Here is a 12,628-nt window from a genome sequence, read left to right as displayed (position 1 = left end):
AAAAAGGTGGATATGCACGCCGACTCTAACGGACGATTCACCGACAAACGGTGCACACAACTCCTCGTGACGTGTGCGATGAATCCTCGGTCTATCCGAACTTGCCCGTGATGTAGTCCTCGACGCGCTGCTCTTCGGGGTCCTCGAAGATCTTCGTCGTCTCGTCGTACTCGACGAGCCGGCCGCCGGTGAGGAACACCGCGGTCCGGTCGGAGATGCGCGCCGCCTGCTGCATGTTGTGCGTGACGATGATCACCGTGTACTCCTGGGCGAGGTCGTCGATCAAGTCCTCGATCTTCGAGGCCGCGACGGGGTCGAGCGCCGAGGTCGGCTCGTCCATCAGGATGACCTCCGGGTCGGGCGCGATCGCCCGAGCGATACAGAGCCGCTGTTGCTGTCCGCCGGAGAGGTCGAGCCCCGAGGAGTCGAGCTGGTCTTTCACCTCGTCCCAGAGCGCGGCCCCCTTCAGCGACTCCTCGACGCGCTCGTCGACGTCGCCCTCGTACCCCTGGATCTTCAGGCCGTACGCGACGTTGTCGCGGATCGACTTCGGGAACGGGTTCGGCTTCTGGAACACCATCCCGATCTTCCGACGAAGCGCGACGGGGTCGACGTCGTCGTCGTAGACGTTCTTCCCGCCGAACTCGACGTCGCCTTCGACCCGGCAGACGTCGATCATGTCGTTCATCCGGTTGACACACCGGAGGAACGTCGACTTCCCGCAGCCGGACGGACCGATGAGCGCCGTGACGCGCTTCTCGGGAATCTCGATCGACACGTCGTCGAGCGCCTGTTCGTCGCCGTAGTAGACGTTCAGGTTCCGCGCCGCGACCGCGGTCGCCGCCCCCTGTGTCGTCCGGTCGTTCGACTCCGCCTGTACCTCCGTCGTGATGAGCGAGTCGCTCGATGGTGTGTTACTCATGTTAGGTCCCCCGTTCCGCGCGGTTCCGTAGCAGTATCGCCGTCCCGTTCATCCCGATGAGCACGATCAGTAGCGTGATGACGCCCGCCGCGACGACGCCGTACCGGAACTCCGCCTGCGGGTAGTTCGCCCACGCGTAGATCTGCATCGGCATCGCGCTGAACCGGCTGAAGAGGCTGTTCGGCGCGCTGAACACCGTCGTCGCCGCTCCGATCATGATGAGCGGCGCGGTCTCGCCGATCGCCCGGCCGAGCGCCAGGATCGTCCCGGTCAGGATACCGGGCAGCGCCTCCGGCAACACGACGTTCTTCGTCGTCTGCCAGCGCGTCGCGCCCATCGCGTCGGACCCGCGCCGGAGGTCGTCCGGCACCGACCGGATCGCCTCCTGCGCCGAGATAATCGTGATCGGGAGGATGAGAAGCGACAGCGTCAGCGACGCGGTCACCGCCGTCCCGTAGCCCAACCCGAGGAGGTTCGCGAACAGGCCCAGTCCCAGGAGCCCGTAGACGACCGACGGGATGGCGGCCAGGTTCGCGATGTTGACCTGGAGCAGCCGCGTCAGCGACCCGACGATCCCGCTCTCGGCGGTGTACTCCTCTAAGAAGACCGAGGTCCCGACCCCGAGCACGAACGAGAGCACCGCCACCAGCGCGATGATGATGACGGAGCCGACGATGGCCGGATAGAGCCCGGCCTCCGCCGCCGTCGTCGAGGGCGCCTCCGTGACGTAGTTGGCGTCGAGCCACGGATCCGGCGCCGGTACCCCCCACGCCTCGACGATCAGCGCGCCGGCGATCACGCCGACGCCGAGCAGGAGGGGGAGCCCGAGCCCGACCAGCCCGTCCCGGCTGGCGACACCCGGTGGACGTAGACAGCCGTCGGCACGCCGGTCAGCGCGACCACGAGCAGCGTGGTGGGGCCGGGCAGGCCGACGCTTCCGCCGAGGAACCCGCCGGCGGCCGCGAGCGCGAGCGGGACGCCGCCGACCGCGAGGGCCGCACCCCGGCTCCCGCGGGCGCGACGAGGAGCGCGCCGGCGACGGCAACCGGGACCGCGAGCGTCCACAGATAGATGATGAGATCCGACGGGTACGTCGCGACGACGCCGCGGAGGAACACGGCGGCGACGAGCCCGACGAGTCCGACCGGAAGCGCGGCCGTCGTCGCCCGGTCCGCGTCGCGCCGGCGGCCGTACGCGTACAGCGCCGCGGCCGGGAGGACGCCGAGCGTGTACGCGAGGAACCAGACCAGTTCGTCGAACACCAAAAAGAGGGTGCCGACCGCGAGGCCGATCGCGACCCCGCCGACGAGTCGGCCGAGCAGCCCGAAGCCGACCGCGCCGACGCGCCCCTTGTTCCCGACGTACGCGAGGTACGCCGTGGCGGGCGCGACGACGGCAAAGAGGTACGTGAGCTGCCAGCTGAGTCGCGGGATCTCCACGACGAGCGCCTCGATCGCGGTGAAAGCCGCGGCGACGACGACGAGTCCGCCGCCGAGGGCGCCGAGGACGCGCCGGGTCACTTCTCGGTCGGAAACGCTGTACAGACAGAACGCGTGGAACGGCACCACGAGGGTGAGAAAGTACGTCAACAGCCACTCGGGGCTCGCGTTCGCCAGGTCGAAAGCGTCGATCGCGACGTACACCAAGAGGATGCCGAGCGCGACGAGCCCCGCCACGCTCGCGCTGAGCGAGAGGTACTCGAACACGAACCCTCTCGCTCGACTGACCTGGTCGAACTCGGTCGCGTTCTCGCTGTCGGTCGGGTTCACGTTGTCGGTCGCCATCAGTACTCCTCCCTGTAGCGTTCCGCGATGATGTCACTGAGCACGTTCATTGCGAGCGTCACCACGAACAGCGCGAGCCCGAGCGCGAACATCGAGTCGTACGGAATCGTCCCGCCCGTGAGGTCGCCGCCCGCGATCTGCACCATCGCGACGGTGATCGTCATCCCGGACTGCAAGAGCACGTCGGCGGGATTGACGTACGGGATTCCGAAGACGGCCTCCTGGACCGCCGGCATCCGCGCCTGCGCGCCCATCGCGACGACGACGATCATCGTCTCGCCGACGGCGCGAGACACCGCAAGGATGTACGAGGAGGCGATCCCCGAGATGGAGGCGGGCACGACGATTCCCGTCGAGACCTCGAACTTCGTCGCGCCGAGGCCGTAGCCGGCCTGTCTGAGCTCGTCCGGCACGGCGCTCATCGCGTCTTCGGAGATCGACGACACCATCGGGATCGTCATGATGCCGACCATGATCGACGCCGACAGCGCGTTGAAGGTGCTAATCTCGGGGAACAGCGTCGCCTCCAGCGCGGGGGTGACGTACACCAGCGCGAAGTACCCGTACACGACCGTCGGGATCCCGGCGAGGATCTCCAAGAGCGGCTTCAGTATCGAGCGCGCGTTCGGCGTCGCGTACTCGCTGAGGTAGATCGCCGTGAGCGTCCCGGTCGGCAGCGCGATGAACGCCGCCGTGATCGTCACGACGAGCGTCCCGATCAACAGGGGGACGATGCCGAACGCCTGCCCGCCGCCGGCGGGGTTCGGGCTCCAGTTGGTACCCGCCAGGAACTCGACGACCGCCACTTCGGAGAAGAACACCACCGCGTCCGACAGCAGGGTCACGAAGATCGCGACCGTCGTGAGCAGGGTGACCGCCGCGCACGCGGCGAACAGGCCGCCGTAGGTTCCTTCCTTCAGTCGTGTGAGCCCGCTCCGACGCTGGAGATCGGGGCTCTCGATACTATCTGTCACAACCGGTCTGGTATCGCATGCTGTCGTAAATCAATACACTGGTTTACTTCGTCCGGTCAGCCCTGCGCCCGCTCGATCGCGTCCTCGAGCTTCTGCATCTGTTCTTCCTGGGTCTCTTCGGTCGCGGGGACGTACCCCACGTCGCCGGCGACGAGGTCCTCGTTCGTCGTCTGCTCGACGAAGTAGCGGGCAAATTCCGCGACGTGCTCGTTCCCGAGCGACTCGATCGACGGATACGTGAACAGCGGTCGGGAGAGCGGCGTGTACTCGCCGTTGGATGCCGTTTCGAGGCTCGGCTCGACGGGGCCGTCGCCGGAGTCGATCCCGAGCGCCTTGAGCTGGTCGGGATTCTGATAGTAGTACGCGAAGCCGAAGTAGCCGATCGCGTACTCGCTGCCCGAGACCCCCTGCGCGATCGAGTTATCTTGTTCGGTCGCCTGGTAGTCGCTGGTGTGTCCCTGCTCGCCGAGGACGGCCTCGATGAAGTAGTCGTACGTCCCGGAGGTGTCGGCGGCGCCGAACCGCTGGATCTCCTCGTTGGGGAACTCGTCGCGGACCTCGTCCCACGTCTGGGCGGGGTCGGACCGCCAGATCTGCGCGAGCTCGTCGATGGTGAGGTGGTCGATCCAGTCCGCCTCGTTGTTGACGACGACGGTGAGCGCGTCGGTCGCCGCGATCAGTTCGATGTACTCGACGCCGTTTTCCTCACACAGCTCTTCCTCTGCCGGCTGGATCGGTCGACTCGCGTTGTTGAAGTCGGTCTCGCCGACGCAGAAGTAGTTCGAGAACCCGCCGCCGGAGCCCGTCGAACTGATGTCGACGGAGACGTCGTCGTGCATCTCGGCGAAGTCCTCACCGATGGCGGTCATCAGCGGGAAGACGGTGCTCGACCCGGCGATGTTGATCGACCCGGAGAGCGAGTCCCCGCCGCCGCCACCACCCGTGCTCTGCGTACATCCCGCGACCGCCAACGCTCCCGCACCGGCGATCGTCGCGAGCGACTGTCGACGAGTGATTCCCTCGGCGTCCGCGTCGCGGCCTTCTGCCATCACCTGTCGGTGGACGTGTTTCGGTTAAGTAGTATGCTATGAGGGGTATGAGGTGTAGGGTATCCCTTGGGATACCTATATACGTATTTTTCTCCTATATAGACATGTGTAGTTCTGCGATCGACGCGTCTTCCAGGCGTAGTTTTAAGTCGCCCTACCGGGAGAATCCTGACGAATGACGTCCTCGACGACCGACGGACCGCCGGCGCCGACGACCTCTCGGGAAGAGGCGTGGGTGGCACACGCCGCGCTGCTCGACGCTGCGAAGGACGCCCCCGAAGACGGTCGGCCGTACCACCAGCCGCTGGAGTCGATCGAGCGCGGCGTGCCGCTCGACGACCGGGGCGTCGCCATGCTCCGCGACGCGCTCGTCGACTACCTCGGCGACGCGCCGGTCCGCGACCGCGCCCCCGGGCGCGCGCTCCTGCGCCGGACGGACGACGCGACCGGTCCGCGCTCGCCGCGCCCGTAGACCGCGATGGCCTTTCCGCCCGCCCTCCCGCTCACCGCTCCGCCTCGATCGCCTCGATCAGCAGTTCTGCGACGTCGACGATCTCCACGTCGTCCTCGAACCCTCCCGTCTTACGACCGTCCTCGAACATCGTCGTGCACATGGGGCACGCGACGACGAACTTCTCGACGTCGGAACCGGCGTCCGTGTCCTCGACCGCCTCGCGGAGCCGTTCTTCGCTCGGTTTGATCTCCTCGTCGTGTTCCGTCCAGAGTCCACCGCCGCCGCCGCCACAGCAGAACGAGTCCTCGCGCGACCGCGGCATCTCGTGGAGGTCGACGCCGGTCGCGCGGAGCAGCTCGCGGGGCGCCTCGTACTCGTCGTTGTACCGCCCAAGGTGACAGGGGTCGTGATACGTGACGGTGTACTCCAGTTCGTCGCCGGAGAGGCCGAGCCGGCCGTCGGCGACGAGGTCCTCGACCACCTGGGTCCAGTGGAACACGTCGATCTCTCCCTCCGGATTCCACGGCTCCTCGCGGTCGAACGGCATCATCGGGTCGTCCGCGAACTCGGCGAAGTCGACCTCGGGGTACTCGTTTTTGATCGTGTTGTACGAGTGCGGGTCCGTACAGACGATCGAGTCGAACTCGCAGTCGGCGAACGTCTCGACGTGGTGGCCGGCGAGTTCGAGGTAGAGGAACTCCTCGCCGACTCGGCGGACGTCGTTGCCGTCGTTTCGCTCGTCGTCGAACAGGATTCCGAACGACACGTCCGCCTCGTCGAACAGCCGGGCCAGCGCCCGCGCGACCTGCTTGTTTCGGTCGTCGAAGCTCGGGTAGTCGCCGACGTACCAGAGGTACTCGACCGCCGTCTCGCGGGCGTCAGCCACCTCGACGTCGGCGACGTCGTCGACCCAGTCTCCCCGTGCCGCCTGCGACTCGCCGAAGGTGTTGCCCGTCGACATCACGTCCTGGAAGACGCCCTGGAGATTCGCGTCGACAGCACCTTCGTCGACGAGCTGGCGGTTCATCTTCGTGAAGGAAGTGAGGTGCTCGATGTCGACCGGGCAGGCGTCCATGCAGGCCAGACACGACATACACGACTCCATGGACTCGGCCGCGATCACGCCGCCCTCGTCGGCGACGATGGGGACGGTTTCGTCGCCGTCACCGACGGCGGAGCCATCCACGCCGTCGTCGGTGACGGCGGCGGAGTCGGCCACGCCGCCGTCCGTCGCCACTCCGCCACGATTCCCCGCTACCGGGTCGTCGGTGACGGACTCGCGGTACGCCTTGAGGTCCAAGATCACGTCCCGCGGGTCGAGGTTCCGTCCGACCGTGTCGGCCGGACAGGCGTCGGTACACCGACCGCACTTCGTGCAGGCGTCGCCGTCCAGAAGCTCCTTCCAGGTGAAGTCGGCGAGCGACTCGGCGTTGGTGTGATCGAGGTCAGCCGGGACGTTCGGAAGCCGCGCGCCCGCCTTCTCGTCGCGCGCGACGAGGTTCGCGAACGAGGCGATCATGTGGAACGGCTTCGCGTACGGGATCCACGCGACGAACGCGAACGCCAGCAGCGCGTGGCTCCACCAGACGACGCCGTAGAGCGCCTCGGCGCCCGCAGCCGTTAGCCCCGCCGACTCGAGGCCGATCGCCATCGCCATCCCCACGAAGCTCACCGTCTCGCTCGCGCGCGCCGGCTGGCCGACGATCCCGAGCGCTTCGAGGAGGAAGCCGCCGACGCCGAGCGCGAAGAGCGCCCAGAGGAACGCGTCGTCCTCCAGCGACGTGTGTTTCCCCCACAGCCGCCCGTCGCGGGCGCGGTACCGCCGGACGGCCGCCATGCCGACGCCGACGACGAACAGCAGGCCGAACGCGTCGACGGCGAACTGGTAGGCCAGGTAGAAGTCGCCCACCCAGAACGACGCTCCCGTGATCGGCCGGTACACGTCGATGTCGAACCCGAGAACCGTCGTCGCGACCAGCAGGACGAGAAAGCCCCACAGCACGAACGCGTGCATCAGGCCCGCGTACGGGTCACGGTCGAACTGGTGCTCGTTCGTGAGGACCGCCTTCGTCGCCGCGAGCGTCCGTGTCGGGAGGTTCGACAGTCGATCGCGCGGGTCCGCACCCCCGCGCGCGTACGCCGCGAAGCGCGCGTAGACGCCGTAGAGGAACACGCCGATCGCGACCGCGGCGAGCCAGTAGAACGTCGCCTTCCCGACCGGACCGATCGTCCAGAACGTCTCTCGGGTGGCCGCCTGCGCGATCGACATGATCGATCAGGCGGATACGGATCGGTTAAACGTTGTCACCAGATCGCGGGTCGCGTTGTCCCCAGATCGCGGATCGTTGTCTGCAAAGACGATCGGCCGCCGGCGGTCCCGGATCTCTCCGACCGTTTATCAGGGATACCGTGGCCACTCCGGGACGTGATCTGACGTCCGTCCCGGAGCGGTCGAGGCGATCGCGCGGCGAGCCGCCCGGGAGCGCCGCCCGCCGCCTGTTCGCCACTACGCCGTCCGCGTGTCCACGGAGCTGCGAGACACCGCGTCACCACCTCACCTCCGGATCCGATCGAGGTCGACGAGAAACGCCCGCAGGGTCTCTCGGGTTACGTGCGGCATACAGACGACTCGGAGCCACCCGTCGCCGGTCCGCGCGACCTTCCAACCCGCCTCTCTGAGCGCGTCGAACACCTCTTCGGAGACGCGCGCGACTACGAGCGGTAGCTCCGGTTCGAGGACGTCGAATCCGCGCGCGGCGAGCTCGTCGGCGAGCCAGTCGGCGTTCGAGAACGCCCGATCGGACGCCTCGCGGTAGCCGTCCGGCCACAGCGCCTCCATCGCGGCCACCGCGCCGGCGACACCTGCACCGCTGCGCGTGCCCGTCAGCGTCGCCTGCGAGCGCGTCTCGAGGTACGGCGTGTCGACCGCGAGCGCGTCGAGCGTCGCGTCGTCGCGCGCGAGCAGCCCGCCCGACGGAACCGGCGCCTGTCCGAACTTGTGCGGGTCGATCGTCATCGTGTCGACCGCCGCGTCCGCGAACGACCATTCGTGGTCGGTGAACGGCAGGAGGAACCCGCCCCACGCGGCGTCGACGTGGACGCGAGCCCCGGCGTCGCGTGCGATCCGAGAGAGCGTCGGGATCGGATCCACGCGCCCGTGCTCGGTGCTGCCGGCCACGCCGACGACCAGCGCCGTCGAATCGTCGACGGCCGCCGCGACGGCGTCCGGCTCGGCCCGGTACTCGTCGTCGACCGGCACCGTCCGGAGTTCGACGTCGAGGATCTCGGCCGCCTTCGAGAAGGAGAAGTGGCCGCACTCGGAGACGACGACGTTCACGTCCGCGGCGTCGTGACGGTTCCGTGCCGCCCGAAGCGCCTGGATGTTCGCCTCCGTGCCGCCGGAGGTGACGTAGCCGGCCGCCTCGGCCGGCGTCGGGTGCGCGGCGACGGTCGCGAGCAGCTCGACCGCGCGCTCCTCCAGCGACGCGACCGCCTCGTACGTCGCCGGGTCACCGGGGTTCGACGCGAGGAACCGCTCGGCAGCCTCGCGGGCCGCCGGATGCGGCTCGGTACACATCGAGGAGAGCACCTGATCGAACGATTGCGGCGCCGGCTCGGGTCGCTGCATTCGCCTCAACGTTACCGTGGAGCGTCTTACCCGTTCCGTTCCGAAAGCCCGATCGCGAGCCCCGAGACGCCTCTCAGCGGACGGAATCGAGGAGGAGCCGCTGTTCGGTTCGTTTCACCTCGTGTTGGACGTCCCGGACCGCGTCGATGTTCGCGGAGATCGACGAGACGCCCTGCTCAACGAGGAACTCGACCATCTCCGGCTTCGAGCCGGCCTGGCCGCAGATGCTGGTGTCGACGCCGAGCTCCCGGCACGTCTCGATCGTGTCGCCGATGAGCCGCAGCACCGCCGGGTGAAGCTCGTCGAACCGGTCGGCGACGTGTTCGTTGTTGCGGTCGACCGCCAGCGTGTACTGGGTGAGGTCGTTGGTTCCGAAGGAGGCGAAGTCGATCCCGGCCTCGGCCAGCTCCTCGATCTGGAGCGCGCTCGCGGGCGTCTCGATCATGACGCCCCACCGCCGCGTTTCGGGGTCGATCCCGACCTCGCGCATGTGCCGTTTCACGCCCTCGATGTCGGCGGCGTCGTTGACGAGCGGGAACATCACCTCGAGGTTGTCGTATCCCATCTCGTGGAGCCGCGAGAACGCGGCGAGTTCCTGCCGGAACGGATCCGGCTTGTCGAGACTCCGACGGATGCCCCGCCAGCCCAGCATCGGATTGTGTTCGATCGGCTCGTCGTCGCCGCCTTCCAGATCGCGGAACTCGTCCGTCGGCGCGTCGATCGTCCGCACCCGGACCGGCCGCGGATAGAACTCGTCGGCGACGCGCCGGACGCCCTCGATGAGCTCGTCTTGGTAGGCACGAGCTCCGTGGTCAGCGATGTACTTCCCCGGCGTCTTCCCGAGCGTCAACACCATGTGTTCGATCCGGAGCAGTCCGACGCCGTCCGCCCCGGTCGCGGCCGCGCGCTCGGCCGCCTCGGGGATCGAGACGTTCACCTTCACCTCGGTGGCGGTCATGGGCTTGACCGGCGTCTCCGGACGGGCCGCCTCGACCGGCTCGAACTCCTCACCCGGCTCTGCGGATTCGTCTTCGCCTTCGACGACGGTCCCCTTGTCGCCGTCGAGCGTGACGTTCGTCCCTTCCTGTAACCGCCGGGTTCCGTTTCCGGTGCCGACGACGGCTGGGACGCCGAGCTCCCGCGAGATGATCGCGGCGTGGCTCGTCATTCCGCCCTCGTCGGTGACGATTCCGGCGGCGCGTTTCATCGCGGGGACCATGTCGGGCATCGTCATCTCCGTCACCATCACGTCTCCCTCCTGGACCTGATCGAGGTGATCGAGCTTGTGGACGATCCGGACGGTCCCGGAGACGACGCCGGGGCTCGCGCCGAGACCGTCGACGAGGACGTCCTCGTCCTCGCCGTCGGAATCGCGCTCGGCGTCGGTGCCGTCGTCTGGGCCGTCGCCGTCGGTGCTCGCCGCACTGGATCCGTCGCTCGCGTCCGCTTGGATCGTCGTGATCGGCCGTGACTGGAGCATGAAGATCTCGCCGTCGTAGATCGCCCACTCGACGTCCTGGGGCGTTCCGTAGTGGTCCTCGACGCGCTCGCCGAGTTCGACGAGCCGCTCGATCTCCGCGTCGGAGAGCACGCGCGCCGTCCGACGCTCGTCTTCGACGTCGAGCTCGACGGTCTGGCCGGTCTCGTCGTCTTTGACCATCTCTACTTTCTTGTCCGCGACGGTGACCTCGTCGACGGTGCCGCGACTGCGGTCGTACACGTAGTTGTCCGGTGAGACGGTTCCGGAGACGACGGCCTCGCCGAGCCCCCAGGCAGCCTCGATAGTGACCTGCGGGTCGCCCGTGGAGGGATGACTGGTAAACATCACCCCGGACTTGTCCGCGTCGACCATCCGCTGGACGACGACGGCGATGTCGACGTCCTCGTGCGGGAAGCCTCGCTGCTGGCGGTAGTAGATCGCCCGCTGGGTGAAAAGCGACGCCCAGCACTCCTTGACCCGCCGCAGCAGGTCGTCCTCGCGGACGTTGAGGAACGTCTCCTGCTGTCCGGCGAACGACGAGTCGGGCAGGTCCTCGGCGGTCGCCGAGGACCGGACGGCGACGAACGCCTCCTCGTCGTCGGCGCCCATCGACCGGTACCGATCGAGGATCTCCTCGCTGACGTCGTCCGGGAACGGCGTCTCGCGGATCAGCTCCGCCGCGGTCTCCTCGGCCTCGCGAAGCGCCGCGGAGTCCTCGGGGTCGACGTCGACGGCGGCGAACAGCTCCTCGTCGATCCCGGCCTCCTCGATGAAGGTCCGATACGTACCGGCGGTGACGGCGAATCCCGACGGTACCGGGAGTCCCGCGCCGATGAGTTCACCGAGCGAAGCGGCCTTGCCACCGACGGTCCCGACGTCGTCGGCATCGACGTCCTCCAGCCAGAGTACTGCCATTCGTGTACCCGGAGGATCCGCGAGCCGACGTATGAAGCTTCCGGCATCCGCAACGGTGAATAAAAGATAACTCACTCCCGAGTTATCGGGATAGCGCCACTGAAACCCCCCGTTCGGTGGTCTGCTGTCGAACGAATGAGGGCCGAAGAGCCGGGGATATCGACGAACCGTTTGACGGTCCGTACCGACACACACGCGGGCGCGTCGCCTATACTTACCCTCCGCGTCCTCGATCGCACCTGTTACGCGTTACAGGTTCGGTAACACCACTGCCGGCGGCGCTCCCGTGTCGAACTGGGCGAGGATCTCGTGTCGATCACCGCTCGGTCGGCACCGTTCACTCCGGCGACAACTGCTCTCGTTCCGATCGAAGCAGACGCGACCAGTGGGCGAACAGGGTGCTGTCGAGTCCGTACCGCTCGTCGACCTGCCGGATCCACCGGTCGTCGGCGAAGAGCAGACGCTGGAACCGCCGAACTCTCGGAGAGAGGTGATCTCGCCGGCCGGCGTAGTACGACAGCGACTCCTCACGCGTCCGTTCGACGAGCGACCGCGGCACGTCGATCCCGTCCGCCGCCCCCACGTGCACGAACCACTCCAGGTGCAACAGCGCGTCGGCGAGCAGGAACCGATCGCGGAACCCCGTGACCCCCGAGAGGACGGGGTCGCCCTCCAGACGCACGTCCCGGGGGCGAGAGAACCGCGGAGCAGTCACGGTGACGCCGCTCGCGTCGGCGACCGTCGAGGCCACCCGGCGGAGCCGCCACTCGCCGTACCGTATCGGCGCGAGGAGTCCCAGCTCGTACCACGTCGGGAGCCACTCGCAGTAGGGTTCGGAGAACGCGCCGTCGGCGAGCAGCGTCGTCGCCACCGACCGTGCTTCGGCGGACGAGAGCCGATCCGGACCGTCCCGGAGTGCGGCCGTCGCCTGCGTCCCGTCTATCGCGTCGGTTCCCCCGAACCCCATCCCGTCGGCGACGTGGCGGGTGTACGCGCGGCTCGCGGCGTACCAGTCGGCGAAGTCGCGGGGCACCGTCAACCGGAGGAGTCTGAGGACGGAGATGGTGCCGATACGCCGCCCGGAGGCAAAACCGATCCGCTCAGTTCCGGCCGTCCGTCGAGGCGGTCTCGTCTCCCGATCCGTGCTCTGCCGGGCTGGCGAGCGCGCCGTCGAGCCCCCACTCGGCCGCCCGGTCGCGCGCCTCGTCCCGGGCTCGTTCGCGGATCGCCTCGATCCGGTCGTCGTCGGCCAGGAACGCCGCGACGGCGTCGGTGTCTTCCTCCTCGTCGTCGGCCAGCCGCTCGGGCGGTGCCGCGGCACGAACCCGCTCGGCGAGCGCCGAGTCGTCGGCGAGCTCGGTCGCCGGAGCGCCCGGCGCGACGCGGAGCGACTCTGCCTCGTGGGCGGTCTCGAGTCCGTCG

General features: G+C 68.1%; 8 protein-coding genes and 2 pseudogenes. 1 reads left to right on the top strand and 9 read right to left on the bottom strand.

Annotated elements, in window-relative coordinates; translation table 11 throughout:
* Positions 1–91: 91 nt before the first annotated feature.
* The 4 genes and pseudogenes from pstB to GJ633_RS08705 all read right to left on the bottom strand — a co-directional run bounded on the left by pstB (position 92) and on the right by GJ633_RS08705 (position 4,729).
* Positions 92–922 (bottom strand): phosphate ABC transporter ATP-binding protein PstB, encoded by an 831-nt coding sequence (gene pstB / locus GJ633_RS08725; RefSeq protein WP_156588506.1) that lies wholly within the window; start codon positions 920–922, stop codon positions 92–94.
* Position 923: 1 nt separating this feature from the next.
* A pseudogene (pstA, locus tag GJ633_RS18250) lies at positions 924–2,706 on the bottom strand (phosphate ABC transporter permease PstA).
* A complete protein-coding gene (gene pstC / locus GJ633_RS08710) occupies positions 2,706–3,680 on the bottom strand; it encodes a phosphate ABC transporter permease subunit PstC (RefSeq protein ID WP_321168987.1) in 975 nt (324 codons plus the stop codon). Before pstC ends, pstA begins: the two are co-directional and overlap by 1 nt.
* 56 nt (positions 3,681–3,736) lie before the next feature.
* Complete coding sequence (locus GJ633_RS08705) at positions 3,737–4,729, bottom strand: PstS family phosphate ABC transporter substrate-binding protein (RefSeq protein WP_156588504.1); 993 nt, start codon at positions 4,727–4,729, stop codon at positions 3,737–3,739.
* Positions 4,730–4,904: 175 nt separating this feature from the next.
* Here GJ633_RS08705 and GJ633_RS08700 point away from each other — a divergent pair, with 175 nt between their 5' ends.
* On the top strand, positions 4,905–5,201 hold the full coding sequence (locus GJ633_RS08700) for a hypothetical protein (protein WP_156588503.1): 297 nt from the start codon (positions 4,905–4,907) through the stop codon (positions 5,199–5,201).
* 31 nt (positions 5,202–5,232) lie between these two features.
* Here GJ633_RS08700 and GJ633_RS08695 read toward each other — a convergent pair whose 3' ends face one another.
* The 5 genes and pseudogenes from GJ633_RS08695 to GJ633_RS08675 all read right to left on the bottom strand — a co-directional run.
* The gene (locus GJ633_RS08695; protein ID WP_156588502.1) at positions 5,233–7,452 is read right to left on the bottom strand and encodes a (Fe-S)-binding protein; all 2,220 of its coding nucleotides are present in this window, start codon (positions 7,450–7,452) and stop codon (positions 5,233–5,235) included.
* A 285-nt stretch (positions 7,453–7,737) separates the two neighbouring features.
* Complete coding sequence (gene mfnA / locus GJ633_RS08690) at positions 7,738–8,811, bottom strand: tyrosine decarboxylase MfnA (RefSeq protein WP_156588501.1); 1,074 nt, start codon at positions 8,809–8,811, stop codon at positions 7,738–7,740.
* Between the two features lie 73 nt (positions 8,812–8,884).
* Positions 8,885–11,206: a phosphoenolpyruvate synthase gene (ppsA, locus tag GJ633_RS08685; protein ID WP_156588500.1), complete on the bottom strand. Its 2,322-nt coding sequence runs from the start codon at positions 11,204–11,206 to the stop codon at positions 8,885–8,887.
* Positions 11,207–11,543: 337 nt separating this feature from the next.
* Complete coding sequence (locus GJ633_RS08680; RefSeq protein WP_156588507.1) at positions 11,544–12,173, bottom strand: hypothetical protein; 630 nt, start codon at positions 12,171–12,173, stop codon at positions 11,544–11,546.
* A 133-nt stretch (positions 12,174–12,306) separates the two neighbouring features.
* Positions 12,307–12,628 (bottom strand): annotated as a pseudogene (locus GJ633_RS08675) (hypothetical protein); the annotation flags it as partial.

Origin of the sequence: Halorubrum sp. CBA1125 (assembly GCF_009742825.1) — an archaeon.
Lineage (GTDB): Archaea > Halobacteriota > Halobacteria > Halobacteriales > Haloferacaceae > Halorubrum.
This window is presented reverse-complemented; position numbering and strand designations above follow the sequence as displayed.